Here is a 15,560-nt window from a genome sequence, read left to right on the forward strand (position 1 = left end):
GTGCTGGATGTCGGCCAGGTAGGTCTCGCGGTCCCTGGCGAGGCGGACTGGGAAGGGGGCTCCGGAACGGGGCTCGAGGGGCGCCAGCGGGGGCAGGGCGCGCAGGCTGGATTCCGTGGCGTCGAACCAGGACTGGACCTCGGCCGCCTCGTGTTCGGGGGCGAGCGCGACGAGATACACCGTGCGTTCCAGGTGGTCCCATGCCAGCAGGCGGTCCGCCAGGATGAGGCTGGCGTCTGGATCCGGTGAGGCATGCGGGGTGCTCGCGCCGCAGTCGTGCTTCAGCTCGTAGCCGAGGGAGCCCACGAAACCGCCCTGGAAGTCGAAGGGCAGCCCGGACGGGGCCACTCGCAGCCGTGTCAGCTCCTGCTGGAGGAACTCGAACAGCTCGGTGGTGTGTTCCTCTGTTCCCTGACTCCGGCGCACGGTGAGCCGGCGTGGGTTCACCTGGTAGTGGATGACGGCGCTGTGTGGGCCGGTTGCGTCCCCCATGAAGGAGAAGCGTGACAGGCCGGCCTCGACGCGGCTGCTGTCCAACCAGAAGGCGTGGTCCCTGCCTCCGAGGAGCGCGACGAAGGCCTGCTCCGGGTCGGCATCGAGCCGCAGCTTCCGGTGATGGACCCGGAAGATTCCCGGCGGAGGGAGGGGCGCTCTCTCCTCGGTCGCTTCAGGGCGGCGACTGGGACGAGGGGTGTGATGCTCGCGGCTCAGGCGGACGAAGTTGGCGAGGAGCTGGCGGCCGTGGGTGGTGGCGATGGACTCCGGATGGAACTGGACGCCCCAGCGGGGGAGGGAAGCGTGGCGCAGGGCCATGAGGACGCCGTCGGGGGACCAGGCGGTCTCCACCAGGTCCTCGGGCAGTGGCCGGGCGAGGCAGAGCGAGTGGTAGCGCACCACCTGGAAGTCCTGCGGAAGGCCCTGGAAGAGGTCTGTCCCCGTGTGGCGCACCGGGCTCAGCCGTCCGTGCATGACTTCCGGTGCGTGCTGGATCCGTGCTCCGTGGACGTGGCCCAGGCCCTGGTGGCCCAGGCATACGCCGAGGATGGGGACGTCCGCTTCGAGGAGCGCGTCGCGGCAGACGCCGAAGTCCGCCGGATGGTCGGGACGCCCGGGGCCCGGGGAGATGACGATGTTGTCGAACGCGAGTTCGCGCAGCTCCCGCCACGGCCGCTCGTCGTTGCGCACGACGAGGGGCTCGGTCCCTCCGACCTCCGCCAGCAGCTGGAAGAGGTTGAACGTGAACGAGTCGTGGTTGTCGATGATGAGCGTCCGCTGCCGCACGGCGCGCACCTTACCGTGGGAGGCGCGACACGGAGACGGGTCGAGCACGGCTGCCGGGCGGCCGTACTTGGCGGTCCAAGGATGACGGTGCCGCGCGCCCTGGCGTGAGCGGATGCCTCGCTCGGGCTGCCGGGTCTGCTATCTTTCCTGCCATCGCACGAGTGGCGGAACTGGCAGACGCAGCGGACTTAAAATCCGCTGACTCGTAAGGGTCGTCCGGGTTCGATCCCCGGCTCGTGCATTCACCTGGATTGTGGGGATGCCCATTCGCGCAGTCGCGAGATGAGATGGTGCTCGAGGGCACTCTCATCCGTGATGTCTGTCAGGGGCCAGGACTTGAGCTTCAGCTCGTCCGCGAGGGGGAGGTGCCTGGGATGCTCCGCCCGCCCGCCTCGCCATTCGTTCGGACCAGGAGAAGGCTGGACCAGCAGGTCTTCCAGCCACTCTCCGTCGCGGTATTGCCGGGTGAGCGCTTGCGGTGTGGCTTCCCCGGAGGCTTCGGCGTAGGCGAGCACCAGCAGGGCGTGGGTCGCGCTTCGGGGGCGCAAATGAACCTCCACGGCGACGAAGGCTTTCAATCCCTTTCCGTCGGGCTGCCTTGGCACGTAGACGCGGCCCACAGCCCGTTGGCTCCAGGCCTCCACCGCGTAGAGGTTCCGGGCCCGGTGGAGCTCGACTTCATTTCCGTTGGCGGGCACGAGCCCGGCTCGATCGAAGGCGGCATCACAGGCCAGGAGGAGAATCTGCACCTGCTGGTAGATGTCGTTGATGAAGCATGACGCCTCGTAGATCTTCTCTCCCAGATTCTCTTCCACGTTCAGGCTCCTCGCTGCGGTGGGCTGTGCCAGAAGGTCTTGTCCGTCGGCAGGCTTGGGGCTGTCATTCCGGCAAGGAAGGTCCGCTTCCTGGTGGAGCGGAAGAATTGTTCCTGCGAGGGACGGCGCCACCGGGGCGCGGTGTCCGTCCAGCCCGTGAAGGTGGCGAGCTTCCGGCGCTTGAGCACCTGCCGGAGCTCCGCGAGCAGGCGTGGCAGGCCATGGGCCCGGTTGTCTTTGGGCAGCAGCGGCGTCAGCTCACGCCAGGGCAACCAATGGAGGTCGATGGCGGAGTGCTCGCGACGCGCCTTCAAGCTGGCTTCCAGGTCGTCTCGCGGCATCGTGGCGTGCGCCGTCAGGTAGAGCAGACTGCGACGGTGGACCTCCTCGGGCCTGTACGGGCTGGAAGGCAGGGCATCCGCCGCGAGCGCGTCCATGTAATAGGCGAGCTGGTCGCTGCTCCCCGCGGCGTCCTTCTCACCGTCTCCAGTGTCATCCTCAGGCCTGTTGCTCTTGTCCCATTCGTATTTGCATTCAACGCCAATGACATGCAGTCCCCGCGGTCCGCGCAGCAGGACCAGTACATCCAGTTCCCGGGTGCGGACACGTGGCCAGAAATGGATGTCGGCTGAATGGACGGGTCCGGTCACCAGGCGGCTGTCGCCATCGACGGCGGGACGTGACTCTCCAAGCCAGGTGACGAGCAGGTCCGGGGACTCCATGCAGCGCAGGAGTCCAAAGACATTGGATGTGAGGACGTCCTCCTTCCGGTCCTTGGCGTTCGTCCCGTCTCCCAGCTTTCCGTGAAGCTCCGCGGCGAGCATGTCGACTCCCAGGTTGTCTGTTCAGGATGCCTGTGCAAGGGCCTTCAAATCAAAAGACTTCATGTTCTGAAGGGTCCGGTAGCGCTCCGGGAAGGCGGTCAGGATGAGGACCTGCAGTTTCTCTCCCGCGGATTCAATCAGCTCCAGTGCCCGACGGTGCCGGCCCGCGTCCGTGTTGACCAGGGCATCATCCAGCACGACGAGCTGCGGCTCTGGCCTGGGGCCCTGTGTGGACAGCAGGTCGCCAATGGCCAGCCGGAGCGCGAACAGGGTCTGCTCCTGGGTGCCCCATGAGAAGGACTCGAGGGGTTTCGATCCGGTATCGGTCCGCATCTGCGCTTCCCCGAAATCGGCGTCCAGTTGGATGCGCCCGGGTGCGTCCTCCCCCCGGATGAACTTCAGCCGGTGATGGACCGCTTCCTCGATGGGGCTCACGAAGGAGTGGCTCACCTGTTCTTGCCAGGCGGTCGTCAGTGCCCGCAGCGCCTTGGCGGCCTCGGCTCGCTGGTGTGCCCGGTTGTACCGTTGCTGCTCCTGCTCCAGTTCCTCCTCGGCTACGCAGAGTTGCGTGTAGAGGTCCTCGTTCACCGCCTGTTCGATCATCGTCTCCGCGCGGGTGATCCGCGTCTGGGTGGCCTGCTCTTCGTCCTGGATGCGCCCGAGGGCCTGCTGGAGCTTGCCCCGCTGGGTCGTCGCGCGTTGTTCGGGGACGGGCAGCGCGGCCTCCAGCTTCCGGACCTTGGCCTCATGGCGCTGGACCTCGGCTTCCGCGCGTTCGACCTGGGTGTCGAACTCGTCGAGCGACCAGCCCATCCCTTCCAACTGGGATTGCAGGGTCTGCCGAAGGGTCCTCGCGCTCTGGCCCGCGCGCTCCTGTTCAAGGGTGAGGGTCCGGTGCTGCTGGTCCATCAGCCGGAACCGCGAGTCCGTCTCGTCCCGCATCTTCTCCCGGAGCTTCACCTCGCGCCGAGCCTGCTTCAGCGCTTCGGAGAGCGCTTCGATGTCGGCTGCCTGCTGGGGCGCGAGCGCCTCGACGGCGATGCCGAGCTGCGTTGCCAGGCTCCCCAGCTCTCCCGCCAACGTTCGCTGTCGCTCCCTCAATGCGTCGATGTCCGTGACACCCACCGTATCCAGGAAGGACTGGAGCGCTTCCTGATGGTGGAGGTGGACCTGGGCCGCGGCCCGCTGCTCCTCCCAGGCCTTTCGCAGGCCAGCAAGGTCCTTGGCGCCGTGCTCGTGCAGACGGCGCGCGAACTCCTTGCGGCACTTGTCGACATCCGATTGAAGCTTGCCCAGCTCGTCCGCGCCCGTGCGGACGTTCAAGGTTCCCACGCCCTTGATGCGCAGCTCTCCCGAGGTCACACCGGAGAAGCGCTTCTGCTCGGCCTTGGCGAGCTTGTGTTCGCGGGCCGTCCCGTGCTCCTCCCACTCGATGACCCGGGGGCTCTCCGCCGTGAAGCAGACTTCAATGGCCTGGGCGTCCAGCTTGCTCTGGGCCAGCAGCAGCTTCTTCTCCAGCTCCTCCGCGCGCTTCACGCTGGCTTCGGACAGCGTGCTTCCCGCGGTCTTCTTGAGACTGCCCTGAAGCGCGGCCTCCAGGCGCAGTCCCTGCTTGAGGTGTCCCTCCGCCTGGCTGTGCCCTTCGCGGACCTCCAGGGCCTTCTCCAGCAGGCGTCCTCGCTCCAGCCGCTGCTCGGCTTTGTCCGCGGCGGCCTGCGCTCCCCGAAGGTGCTCCCGGGCCGCTTGCGATGCGGCTTCCGCGGCCTTGAGCGCGTCCTGCGCCTGTTGGACGGCCGGCTGCTTCTGGGCCACGAGCGCTTCCTGCTTCACCGCCTTGCCCTGCATCTCCTGCAGGGCGCGCTGCTTCTGGTCCAGGTCCTGCCACCGCTGTCGGTGGCGCTCGACATCCTTGCGGCACAGGGAGAGGGCCTGCTCCTGCCGCTCCTCTTCCTGGATGCGTTCCTGGAGTTCGGTGAGCTGCTTCGCGTAGCCGTCCTTCTCCTCCAAGAGCCGCGTCTGTTGCAGGCGGTTTTCGGTGATGTCGTCCGCGTTGCGGCTGGTCTCCTCCTTGCGCTGCATCAGCCTGGTGACGGTCGCCTTCAGGTTCCTGATCTTCTCCTCGTGCTGGATGAGCTCGCTGCCCGCGACAGGCTTCTGGGTCTTCGGCGTGAAGAACTGGCCGTAGGTGGTCTCCACCGCCTTGATCAGGGCTTGCTCCTCGGTGCTCAGGGCCGCGACGCCCATGGTCTCCAGGAGCCGCGCCTTCAGGGATCCATCCAGGCCCGGCAGTTCGTGTCGCTCCGGAACCTGGTTCAGCCACAGGAGGCGTGCCACGCCCCAATGCCCGACCTTCGTGGCGCCGCTTCCCGGCCCGGTGGCGGTGAGGAAGCCGCGCACGCGGTCGTCCGCGTCTTGCGAGTCGGCGAGGTGCTCGAAACGGGTCCCGGTCCACTCGCTGAGCTGGCTGGAGGCGTTGCCCAGGAAGGACTTCTCCAACCGATAGCGCTTCCCTCCGGTTTCGAGCTCCAGCGTGACGCGAGGGGACAGCTCGGTCGACCAGGGCTGGAGTTGAATGATGGCCCGGTCCTTGGACGAGTAGCGATCGAAAAGCGCCCGGGCGATGGCCAGGATGAGACTGGACTTGCCGGTCTCGTTGGGGGCGTGGATGACATGGACGCCCAGCCCGAGGCCGGACAGCTCGATGGGATTGCGGAAGCAGCGGACGTTCTGGATGCGAAGGCGCCGGATGATCATTTCCAGACCTCCATGACGAGCTCGGACAGCAGCTGCCGGGCCGCGGGGTGAATGCCTTCGGGTGTGACGGACACCCCAGGCACGGGCGCCTTCGAGTTCAGGCGCTCCAGCAGGTCGGTGAGAAGGGCGCTGGACGGGGCCAACTCCGCCAGCCGTCCCTCCGCCGCGGCGCGAGGGATGTCCTGCCGGTCGAGCTCGATGTGGAGGAGTCCCTGCCCCTGGAGTTCGTCCATGAGAGCTCTCAGTGCGTTCGAGTCCTCTTCCGAGGACGTTCCCCGGGTGCGCAGGCGCAACAGCGTCTTCTCCGGGCTTGTCCACTCCGCCGCGGCGGTGCGTGCCCGCGCGAGCTCCAGCCCGCCTCCCAGGCTCAAATCCAGCTCCAGCGTCTTCCAGGTCAGCGTGCCCGTGGGGATGGTCGTCAACTGGGGCATTGCTCCGTGCGAGGCAATCTCCACCAGGAGGGCTTGTCCGGCGCCGTCCTCGCCGAATTTGGTGGCCTCGTGTGCCCCCGAATAGGCCGCGCGCTTCTGGTGGATGTACTGGCCATGCCAATGGCCCAGCGCCAGGTAGTCGAGGTTGCTGCGCGTCACGGCATCCAGGGCGATGGGGAAGTCGTCCGCGGAGTGCTTGCCTTCAATGCGAAGCGAGCCGTGCGCCACGCCAATCCGGATGTCTTTGCCCTCGACGCGCGGTCCCCAATCCGCGGTCGGGTCCTTCAGCCCCTTCTTCTGCCGCAGTGGTGCGGGGATGAGGAGGGCGCCGGTGCCGGGGACGGAGACTCCCTTGTCCGAATCCAGCATGTGGACATGGGCGGGACGCCCCTTCCACGACTGACGGAGGTAGATGGAGTCCGGGCTCAGCGGGTCGTGGTTGCCGGGGAGGACATAGACCGGCGCCCGGGAGGCCTTGAGGACCTTCAGCACCTCATGGACCTGAATCTCTCCGACGGTGTTGTCCTCGAAGATGTCGCCCGCGAGCACGACCGCGTCCACGCCTCGGGTGTTGGCCGTCTGGATGAGCTGGCGCGCGGCGTCCAATCGCGCGTCACGAACAGCGTCGGCGGCGCCCGCTACGTGTTTCGCTCGCAGGCCCATCTGCCAATCGGCGGAGTGCAGCAGCCGGATCATTGGGAACACCTTCCGACCGTGCCGGTTCTTCTCGCGGTGCCTGACGCGCCGCCCTTTCAAGTGGGCACGGACGCGACAACCCTACAGAGCGCCAGAAGCGCTCTGTATTCCCCATAGGAGGTACGTCACTGGCATTGACAAACCTGCGCCAGGTGCACTTCCTGCTATCCTTGTCGCCATGACGGGACCGCAAGCGAAGACCTGTGCAACCTGCGGACGCGTCATCGCCGCGCACGCCGTGTACTACCGCTTCAGTCTGGTTCTGGAAGGGGAGCAGGATCTCATCGACCCTTCGGATGACCTGGAGGGGAGTCCCGCGGAGGCGCTCGCGGAGATGGTCCGCCGCCTGGATGAAGGCTCCGTGGACCCCGGTGAACTGGAGGCGCAGGTGCACTGGGAGCGCACCGGGGTCGTCTGCTCGGAATGCCGCGCCGTGGCAATGCGGATGCTCAACACCGCCACGGGCGACTCTGGACCGCATTGAGCGTCACTGGATGCGCATCGCGTACTTGCCCAGGTGGTGCTTGAGCACCTCCTGCTGGGCCTTCGCGGCTTCCTCCAATGCGTAGAGACGGCCAATCTCCAGATGGAACGGCCCCGCCTCAATCAATTCATTGAGCCGCTTCATCACCTGGGGGTTGGGGATGCCGTCGTAGGCCTTGGTTTCGACGCCCTCCGGCCCCTTGGGCGCTGGCTCCACGCCGTTCGGGAAGGCGATGCGGCCTCCCTTGCGGATGTTGCGGAGCAGGGGCTCGGCGGCGTCTCCCCGGGCCAGCACCAGCGCTGCGTCGAAGCCGTCTGGCGCGAAGTCGCGGCAGACCTTTTCCAAGTCATCCTGATGCCCCTCCGCGACCGCGTCCGCTCCCAGCCTCCGTGCCAGCTCCACTCCGTCCTGCCCGGACGCGACCGCGAGCACCTTCGCTCCCAGCCTCTTCGCGAGCTGCAGTGCGATGTGCCCAATGCCTCCGCTGGCGCCGAAGATGAGCAGCTTCTGCCCTGACTTGAGCTGGAGGTGCTCCTCCAGGCCCAGGAGCCCCGTGAGTCCGTCCGCGGCGAGCACCGCCGCTTGCTCCACCTTCAACCCCTTGGGCACCTTCGCCGCCTGGTCTTCCTTCACGGCGACGTACTCCGCGTAGAAGCCTCCCTTGTTGCTCATGAACGCGGAGCCGTAGACCTGGTCGCCGACCTTGAAGTTCTTCACGTTCTTGCCCACCGCTGCGACTTCTCCCGCGCCGTCGGCTCCGGGCACGTAGGGGAATTTCGGGCCGCCTGGAATCATCTCGGCCATCTGGCCCTCGCGCTCCATCCAGTCCCAGGCACCGATTCCCGCCGCCGCGACGCGCACGAGCACTTCATCGTCGCCACAGGTGGGAACGGAGAGGGTCTTGATGCCCAGGACCTCCGGGCCGCCGAAGCGGTCGAGCGCCGCGGCCCTCATCTTTTCGGGAATGGATGCTGGCATGCTGTGACTCCCTCTCGGTTGATGTTTGTCCTCCGAGACGATGTGCATGCTTCGCGTGACGTTCAGCGTCACTGGCCCCACGCAGGCACGGCGGGGGAGCGGACTGCCGCTTTCCACCCCGCCGCGGAATGCCCTCAGTTCAAAAGCTGCATGAGGTCCGCTCGCGTGAGCGCGGCGCCTCCCGTGGCGCCTCCGAGCGCGGCCTCGAAGAGGGCTCGCTTCTTGTCCTGCAGGAGGAGGATCTTCTCCTCCACCGTCCCCTGGGACACCATCCGGTACACCATCACCGGGCGCTGCTGCCCGATTCGGTGCGCCCGGTCCGCCGCCTGCGCTTCCACCGACGGGTTCCACCACGGATCCACCAGGAAGACGTGGTCCGCCGCCGTCAGGTTGAGCCCCGTTGCTCCCGCCTTCAACGAGATGAGCATCACGGGCGCTCCCTTCTCGTCCTGGAAGGAGGACGCCACCGCGCCCCGGTTCGCCGTGCTTCCGTCCAGGCGGATGAAGCCGATGTCCGCCTCCTTCAGCGCGGGCTCGATGAGGTCCAACATCGACGTCCACTGCGAGAAGACCAGCGCCTTGTGCCCGTCCGCCACCGCCGTGCCGAGCGCCTCCACCAACGCCTGCACCTTCGAGGACGTCCTCGCCTGCTGCCCCGGCACCAGCGCCGGATGACAGGCCGCCTGCCTCAACCGCAGCAGCGCCTCCAGCGCCTTCAACACGCTGCCGCCCTCCTCGAGCTGCGACACCACCTCCTCGCGCGTCGCGGCGTGGACCGCGTCGTAGACGGCGCGCTCCTGCTCGGTGAGGGTGACGTGCCGCACGGCCTCCGTGCGCGGTGGCAACTCAGGCGCCACGTCGCGCTTGAGCCTGCGCAGCACGAAGGGGCGGATGCGCGCGCGCAGGGCCTCCGCGGCGCCCTTTTGATTCTCAGACACCGGCCGGGACCAGCGCTCCTCGAAGGCCTTGCGCCCGCCCAGCAGGCCCCGGTTGGTGAAGTGCATCAGGCTCCACAGCTCCTCGAGCCGGTTCTCGATGGGCGTGCCGCTGAGCGCGATGCGGAAGCCCGCGTCCAGTTCGTACGCCGCTCGCGCCACCTGGCTGTCTGGATTCTTGATGGCCTGCGCCTCGTCCAGCACCACCGTGTCCCATGTCTTCGCCGCCAGGATGGCCGCGTCCAGACGCAACAGCGCATACGTGGTGAGCGTCACGTCCGCGGACTCGTCCAGCGTGCGCCCCACGCCGTGATAGACAGACACCTTCAGCGATGGGCGGAAGCGCTTCACCTCCGCTTCCCAGTTGGGCAGCACGCTCGTGGGCGCCACCACCAGCGTTCCCCGGCCCAACGTGCAGATGGTCTGCAGCGTCTTGCCCAGACCCATGTCGTCCGCCAGCACGCCTCCCAGACCCGCCTGTCTCAGGAAGGTGAGCCAGCTCACGCCCTGCAACTGGTACGGGCGCAGCGTCGCGGTGAGGTCCTTGGGCAGCTGGGGCTCGGGGAGTTTCTCAAAGCCTTGCACCAGGGGCGCGAGCCGCTCCGTGACGGGTGGGGCGGGGTGCTCCAATGCCTCGCACAGGCCGGTGAGCTGGGGGATGGCGTGGTTCGCGAGTCGGCCGTCTCTCTCTCGCGCGGACAGCAGGTCCGTCACTCGCTGGCCGTGGGCCTTCAGCCAGCCCGTGGGCAGGGGCGCCCAGCCTCCGCCCTCCAGCGGCACCAGCCCCAGGCCTTCCTCCCAGGCCCGCATCACCGCGCCCGCGTCCACGGTGCGCTTCTCTCCGGGGCCCAGGCCCTCCACATGGAAGTCGAGCGAGAAGCCCACTCGCGGCACGCCCGCGTCGGTGGCGGACGTGTCCAACGTGAGCATCGGCCTGAGCTTCACGTCCGGGCTGACCACGCCCGCGGCGTTCCCGGTGAGGCCTCCGCGCCACTTGCGCAGCTTGTCCGCGAGCTGCACGGCCTCCTTGCCGTGGACCGTCACGCGCCGGCCCGGCGCCATGTTCAGCTCGTCCCTCAGCTGGTGGATGAGCTTCGTCTCCGTGGGCTCGTCGCGCACTGGCGCGGCGCCCTGGAGGTACACCAGCTTCCCGTTGTCGATGCGCGCGGTGGGCGGCGAGCCGTACACCAGCGTGGGCAGCACCGAGAGCCCCGCGTCGAGCTTGTCCAACTCCAGCGAGATGCGCGGCTTGAGCGTCCGGTCGATGGGCGGCAGCCGCTGGCTCTTCACGTCCACCGGCATGCGCCTGGCGAAGTCCGGCAGCACCTTGCTCGTCAGGTCCGCCAGCTGCTCCGGGGCGAAGACGCGCTCCTGGGGCAGGTTCTCCAGCCGCGCGCCGGTGAGTGACAACTCTCCCAACCGGCAGAGCGCGCCCGCGCACAGCGCGACGCCGGGGCTCACCAGTTCGTTGATGCGCGGATCCTTCTCCACCTTGAGCACGGTCTGCTCGCCCCGGTCCTCGACGGTGACTCGCGGGAGGAGCGGCTCGTTGGAGACGGAGACGAGCGCGCCGTCGAAGAGGACGGTGCGCGCCTTCTCCAGCACGTGCAGCAGCGCATCCAGCTTGCTCTGCGGAAGCGCTCCCCGGGCGGGCTGCGCGAGCAGCTTGTCCGCGAGCAGATCACATGGCTCCACCTGGATGCGTGCGGCCTCCGCGGGGTTCTGGAGCAGGGACGCGAGGCTGCGGGCCAGCAGCCTCGCGGTGTTGTCCGGCCGGACGACCAGCCGCTCCAACTGGAGGCCTCCGTCCGCGCGCTTGAAGCGGTACACCAGCCGTTCTGTCTTCGGCGGGCTGCCGGGACGCGGCGCCGCGGCGGCAGGGCCCGGACGGGCAGGGGAGGCCGCCGCCGTGGCCTTCCTTCCTTCCGCCTGCCGCAGGACGATGACCGCGGCGATGACGTGCTCGCAGGGGTTTACCTTCCCCCGGCAGTCGCACTCCCAGATGTCATCCTCGGGGTAGAGGGTCGTGGTGAGCGGGGTGGGGCGGCCGGGGATACGCACCCGCAGGACGACCTCTTCCTCGTCCACGGACTGCACCGACACGACCCCCGCGCGAGACAGGGCCTGTCCGGCGGACCACGTGGCCGGGCCTGACTCCTCCCGGATGGTTTCGAGCAGTTCCGCGAGCGCCGACATAGGAGGGGCGATTCCCTAGCCCCGCGCCGGGCCTGGCGCAAGCCACCGGGCGCGTGGCTGTGACACTGAGGGACACACGCTGCCGTGCTCCTGTAACTGGCGGCGCTACAGCGGCCACGACACCCGTGTCATCCGCAGCGAGGCCTTCCGAGGAAAGCGCAAAAATCTTGGGGTGTGGCGTGGCAGGTGCAAGGCGTCCTGTTCGGAACGCGCGTCGGTGCTTCCTTGGCTTCCGCCTGCTGGACCCTCAGCGTCTCCGTCCGTTGTGAGTGAAGCAGACAGTGTCCCCCACACAGTCGAGGTCCCACACATGCACCTGAAAATGACGAGTCGCCTCCTGGCGGCTGCGTTCCTGAGCCTGGTGGTTGGTTGCCAGGGTGAGCCGACGCAGTCCCCGGAAGGTTCGCAGTCCGCGGAGCTGTCCGCCAAGGCGGATTGCGTGCAGCGGTTCGATGGCATCACCACCTGCGCCAAGGGCAACGCGTCCCTGGCCGCCTCCGAGAAGGGCGTGCAGGTCAACGGGCTGAAGAGCCTCAAGACGGACGGCGTCTCCAGCACGTTCAACGACGCCATCACCTGGTCGCAGGACGCGCAGATTCGCATTGGCAGCGCCTCGGGCGGCCTCGCCCTGGCCGCGCGGGATGGTGACCAGGTGGTCAGCACCCTGCGCATCACCCCCGGGAAGGACCGCCAGGTGTCCGTGGAGCCGGGCTTCACCGGTTCGTCCTCCGGCGCGTTCCGGATGAACGTCTACAACAATGGCCGCCTCGTTGGGTCGAGCCCCCAGCCGCAGGCCATGATCATCACCTTCTACAGCTGGTGGGCCTTCCTCGATTGGTACTACTGGCACTGGGGCTTCTTCTCCTACCGCACCACCGCCACGGGCGGGAACGTGGGCATGGACGGCGCCTGCGGCTGGCGCCTGAACGTGGCCAACACGACCTTCAGCGTCAAGCTCGCTGACGGGAAGGACGTCGTCGGCGACACGGTGGAGTTCATCGAGGAGATTGGCGACGGTGCCTACCCGTACCGCCACTTCTCCGGCATCGACGTGAACGCCAGCGCCACGGACTTCCTCGTCACGGGCGAGTCCTTCGGCCAGGAGAAGTAAGCTGTTCCTCCACCGGGTGGGGGCGCATCGTTCCCGCCCGGTGGTGTTTGTCTGTCTGTGTCTTCCCATCGAGGAGTCGTGACGATGCGCGTGCCCTGGTCTCTCGCTGGCATCTCCGCCGGAGCGCTGCTCATCGGCGCCGCGTGGGCCACCGTCGTCCGCCGCCCCGAACCCCTGGTGCTGGGCGCGCTTCCCCCCGTCGTCCTGCCGCACGTGGAGCAGGCAGGCGGTGCCACCACGGTGACGGACACTGGCCGCAATGCCTTCGGGCGCGCGCCCATGAACATGCCGCGCTCGCGCTGGCCGGACTTCTACGCGGGCAAGGGCGTCTTCGACCGCGACTGGAGCGACTCGCGCCTGCGTGCCGCCGTGGCGGGGCCCTTCTTCAGCGCCACCGGCTGCATGACCTGCCACGTGAAGGACGGCCGGGGCCAGCCGCCCTCGAGCCCCACGGAGGCGCCCGTCTCGCTGGCGTTCCAGCTGAGCGCGCCCGACGGCGCCGGTCCCCACCCGCTGTACGGCATGCAGCTGGACGCGCACGCCGTGGAGGGCCAGGTCCCCGAGGGCCACGTCCGCGTCGACTTCGAGGAGACGCGCGGCACCTTCGCCACCGGTGAGCCGTACTCGCTGGTGCGCCCGCGCTACCAGTTCCAGGGGCTGGTCCACGGCCCCCTGGGCGACGGCGCCATGTTCTCCGCCCGCGTGTCGCCCGTGAACTTCGGCCTGGGCCTGCTGGAGGCGCTGCCCGAGGCCGACATCGTGGCCCGCGCCGACCCCGAGGACCGCGACCAGGACGGCATCTCCGGCCGGGTCAACCGGGTGCTCGACGTGGAGACGGGCGAGACGCGCCTGGGCCGCTTCGGGTGGAAGGCCAATCAGCCCACGCTGCGCCAGCAGGTGGCGCATGCGCTCGTCGCGGACATGGGCGTCACCACGACGCTCTACCGCCAGGAGCAGGGCCGGGACGCCCCGGGTGAACCGGAGGTGTCCCAGGACGACATGGACCTGCTGATGATCTACATGCGCCTCGTCGCCGTGCCCAAGCGGCGCGACTGGGAGGCGCCGGAGGTCCAGCGGGGCCATGCCGTCTTCCGCGCCATCGGCTGCGCGGCGTGCCACGTCGACACGCCCCAGGAGACGGGGACGGTGGAGGGCTTCGACGAGGTCTCCCGTCAGGTCATCTACCCCTACACGGACCTGCTGCTGCACGACCTGGGCGAGGGCCTGGCGGACGGACGTCCGGACGGGCTGGCCACGGGCAGCGAGTGGCGCACGCCGCCCCTGTGGGGCATCGGGTTGGTGGAGGCCGTCAACCGGCACACCCGCTTCCTGCATGACGGCCGGGCCCGCTCCCTGGAGGAGGCCGTCCTCTGGCATGGAGGGGAGGCGGCCCCCGCGCAGGCTCGCTATGTCCGGCTGCCCCGCGAGGACCGGGCCGCGCTGCTCGCCTTCCTGAAGTCGCTCTGAGGCACGGACGGGACGTCCTCCCGTCTGGGTCGCGGCCAGGAGGACCACCGCCTGGAGGGGCTTCGGCCTGGGTGGGCGCACGGAACATTGGGACGGCAGGGGCCCTTGGAGTACCCTGCGCGCCCCCTTCATGCAGCCTCAGACTCCCATTCTCGATGATGCCCCCGACGTCCCGCTCGCGGTCGACCTGGACGGGACGCTGGTGCGCACGGACACGCTGCACGAGAACCTGCTCGTGCTGCTCAAGAACGCGCCGTGGCTGCTGCTGCTGGTGCCGTTGTGGGTGCTCCGGGGCAAGGCCTTCTTCAAGGCGGAGGTGGCTCGCCGCGCGCGGCTGGACGTCACCTCGCTGCCGTACAACGCGGAGGTGGTGGCCTTCCTTCGCGAGGAGCACGCCCGGGGGCGGCGGCTGGTGCTGGCCACGGCCGCGGACCGGAGCATCGCCGACGCGGTGGCCGCCCACCTGGGCCTCTTCCACACGGTGGTCGCCAGTGAAGCCGGGGTGAACCTGTCCGGCGCGCGGAAGCTGGAGCGGCTGCGCGAATTGCTGGGCCCCTTCGACTACGCGGGCAACGACGCGGTGGACCTGCACCTGTGGCGTGGGTGCCGGCGGATCATCGTGGTGCATGCGCCGGCGGGCGTGTTGCGCCAGGCCCAGGGGCTGGGCCGTCCCGTGCACCGCGTCTTCGAGGCCCCTCCTGGCGGGGTGCGCCCCTGGGTGAAGGCGCTGCGGGTGCATCAGTGGGCGAAGAACGCGCTCGTCTTCGTGCCGCTGCTGGCGGCGCACAAGGCCACCCAGGGCGGCATGGCCCCGCGCGCGGTGCTGGCGTTCCTCGCCTTCAGCCTCTGCGCCTCCAGCGTGTACATCATCAACGACCTGCTGGACCTGGCGTCCGACCGGCGGCACCCGTCCAAGTCGCGACGGCCCTTCGCGTCCGGGGCCCTGCCGGTGCGCGCGGGCGTCGTGCTGGCGCCGCTGCTGCTGGTGGGCGCCGCGGCGCTGGCGCTGGCGACGCTGCCCCTGTCGTTCTCCGCGCTGCTGGCCGCGTACTTCGTGCTCACGCTTGCGTATTCGCTGCGGCTCAAGCAGGTGGTGATGCTGGACGTGCTGGTGCTGGCGGGCCTCTACACGGTGCGCATTTTTGGCGGCGCGCTGGCGGTGGGCGTGCCCACGTCGAGCTGGCTGCTCATGTTCAGCACCTTCCTCTTCCTGTCGCTGGCCCTGCTCAAGCGGCTGAGCGAGGTGCGGCGGCTGCGCCAGTCCAACGAGACGTCCGCTCACGGGCGCGGCTACCTGGCGCAGGACTACGAGCAGCTCGCGAGCCTGGGCGCGGCGGCGGGCCAGGTGTCGGTGATGGTGCTGGCCCTCTACATCACCAGCAAGGAAGTGACTGCGCTGTATGCCCACCCGGAGCGGCTGTGGATGCTGTGCCCGGTGATGCTGTACTGGGTGGGGCGCATCTGGTTGCTGGCGCACCGGGGGCTCGTGAACGAGGACCCGCTCGTCTTCGCGCTGAGGGACCGCGTCAGCTATGTCGTCGGCGTGGCCGCCGCGCTGGTGCTGTGGGTGGCGACGTGACGGGAGCAT

Annotated in this window: 11 protein-coding genes and 1 tRNA gene; 5 read left to right on the forward strand and 7 right to left on the reverse strand. The window is 68.7% G+C overall.

Translation table 11 applies throughout. From position 1 onward, the window contains the following. Nucleotides 1-1,281 (reverse strand): gamma-glutamyl-gamma-aminobutyrate hydrolase family protein (locus tag D7V77_RS10675; protein ID WP_233596800.1); only part of this gene is annotated, 1,281 nt, incomplete at its 3' end. Nucleotides 1,282-1,436: 155 nt separating this feature from the next. Between D7V77_RS10675 and D7V77_RS10680 the strand changes: the two genes are divergently transcribed. Next, nucleotides 1,437-1,522: transfer RNA gene (locus tag D7V77_RS10680), tRNA-Leu, on the forward strand. A gap of 1 nt (nucleotide 1,523) precedes the next feature. Here the strand turns inward: D7V77_RS10680 and D7V77_RS10685 are convergent. The 4 genes from D7V77_RS10685 to D7V77_RS10700 are packed head-to-tail and all read right to left on the reverse strand — an operon-like array spanning nucleotide 1,524 to nucleotide 6,801. After that, complete coding sequence (locus D7V77_RS10685) at nucleotides 1,524-2,096, reverse strand: hypothetical protein (RefSeq protein ID WP_120576163.1); 573 nt, start codon at nucleotides 2,094-2,096, stop codon at nucleotides 1,524-1,526. A 2-nt stretch (nucleotides 2,097-2,098) separates the two neighbouring features. After that, entirely contained in the window at nucleotides 2,099-2,920 is an 822-nt protein-coding gene (locus tag D7V77_RS10690) for a hypothetical protein (protein WP_120576164.1), read from the reverse strand. A gap of 21 nt (nucleotides 2,921-2,941) precedes the next feature. Further along, nucleotides 2,942-5,674, reverse strand: coding sequence for an AAA family ATPase (locus tag D7V77_RS10695; RefSeq protein WP_120576165.1), 2,733 nt, complete (start codon nucleotides 5,672-5,674; stop codon nucleotides 2,942-2,944). Continuing rightward, on the reverse strand, nucleotides 5,671-6,801 hold the full coding sequence (locus D7V77_RS10700; protein WP_120576166.1) for a DNA repair exonuclease: 1,131 nt from the start codon (nucleotides 6,799-6,801) through the stop codon (nucleotides 5,671-5,673). The genes D7V77_RS10695 and D7V77_RS10700 overlap by 4 nt, the downstream gene beginning before the upstream one ends. 178 nt (nucleotides 6,802-6,979) lie before the next feature. On the opposite strand from D7V77_RS10700, the gene D7V77_RS10705 reads away from it, so the two are divergent. Then, nucleotides 6,980-7,285, forward strand: coding sequence for a hypothetical protein (locus D7V77_RS10705; protein ID WP_120576167.1), 306 nt, complete (start codon nucleotides 6,980-6,982; stop codon nucleotides 7,283-7,285). Nucleotides 7,286-7,288: 3 nt separating this feature from the next. Here D7V77_RS10705 and D7V77_RS10710 read toward each other — a convergent pair whose 3' ends face one another. Both D7V77_RS10710 and D7V77_RS10715 read right to left on the reverse strand, forming a co-directional pair. Then, nucleotides 7,289-8,263: an NADP-dependent oxidoreductase gene (locus D7V77_RS10710; protein WP_172810281.1), complete on the reverse strand. Its 975-nt coding sequence runs from the start codon at nucleotides 8,261-8,263 to the stop codon at nucleotides 7,289-7,291. Nucleotides 8,264-8,397: 134 nt separating this feature from the next. Next, nucleotides 8,398-11,394, reverse strand: a complete 2,997-nt coding sequence (locus tag D7V77_RS10715) for a DEAD/DEAH box helicase (RefSeq protein WP_120576169.1) — start codon at nucleotides 11,392-11,394, stop codon at nucleotides 8,398-8,400. 322 nt (nucleotides 11,395-11,716) lie between these two features. Between D7V77_RS10715 and D7V77_RS10720 the strand changes: the two genes are divergently transcribed. The 3 genes from D7V77_RS10720 to D7V77_RS10730 all read left to right on the forward strand — a co-directional run bounded on the left by D7V77_RS10720 (nucleotide 11,717) and on the right by D7V77_RS10730 (nucleotide 15,551). Beyond that, nucleotides 11,717-12,505 carry a hypothetical protein gene (locus D7V77_RS10720; RefSeq protein WP_233596801.1) on the forward strand — a complete coding sequence of 263 codons (789 nt, stop codon included), beginning with the start codon at nucleotides 11,717-11,719 and terminating at the stop codon, nucleotides 12,503-12,505. An 84-nt stretch (nucleotides 12,506-12,589) separates the two neighbouring features. After that, the gene (locus D7V77_RS10725; RefSeq protein ID WP_120576171.1) at nucleotides 12,590-13,972 is read left to right on the forward strand and encodes a di-heme oxidoredictase family protein; all 1,383 of its coding nucleotides are present in this window, start codon (nucleotides 12,590-12,592) and stop codon (nucleotides 13,970-13,972) included. Nucleotides 13,973-14,102: 130 nt separating this feature from the next. After that, nucleotides 14,103-15,551: a UbiA family prenyltransferase gene (locus D7V77_RS10730; protein WP_120576172.1), complete on the forward strand. Its 1,449-nt coding sequence runs from the start codon at nucleotides 14,103-14,105 to the stop codon at nucleotides 15,549-15,551. Nucleotides 15,552-15,560 lie beyond the last annotated feature (9 nt).

The organism is Corallococcus sp. CA041A (genome assembly GCF_003612075.1).
Taxonomy (GTDB): domain Bacteria; phylum Myxococcota; class Myxococcia; order Myxococcales; family Myxococcaceae; genus Corallococcus; species Corallococcus exiguus.

Bases quoted from the DNA above. Each gene is read 5' to 3' on its own strand.
- D7V77_RS10690 (WP_120576164.1), bottom strand. From the start codon at position 2,920: ATGCTCGCCGCGGAGCTTCACGGAAAGCTGGGAGACGGGACGAACGCC.
- D7V77_RS10695 (WP_120576165.1), bottom strand. From the start codon at position 5,674: ATGATCATCCGGCGCCTTCGCATCCAGAACGTCCGCTGCTTCCGCAAT.
- D7V77_RS10700 (WP_120576166.1), bottom strand. From the start codon at position 6,801: ATGATCCGGCTGCTGCACTCCGCCGATTGGCAGATGGGCCTGCGAGCG.
- D7V77_RS10705 (WP_120576167.1), top strand. From the start codon at position 6,980: ATGACGGGACCGCAAGCGAAGACCTGTGCAACCTGCGGACGCGTCATC.
- D7V77_RS10710 (WP_172810281.1), bottom strand. From the start codon at position 8,263: ATGCCAGCATCCATTCCCGAAAAGATGAGGGCCGCGGCGCTCGACCGC.
- D7V77_RS10715 (WP_120576169.1), bottom strand. From the start codon at position 11,394: ATGTCGGCGCTCGCGGAACTGCTCGAAACCATCCGGGAGGAGTCAGGC.
- D7V77_RS10720 (WP_233596801.1), top strand. From the start codon at position 11,717: ATGACGAGTCGCCTCCTGGCGGCTGCGTTCCTGAGCCTGGTGGTTGGT.
- D7V77_RS10725 (WP_120576171.1), top strand. From the start codon at position 12,590: ATGCGCGTGCCCTGGTCTCTCGCTGGCATCTCCGCCGGAGCGCTGCTC.
- D7V77_RS10730 (WP_120576172.1), top strand. From the start codon at position 14,103: ATGCAGCCTCAGACTCCCATTCTCGATGATGCCCCCGACGTCCCGCTC.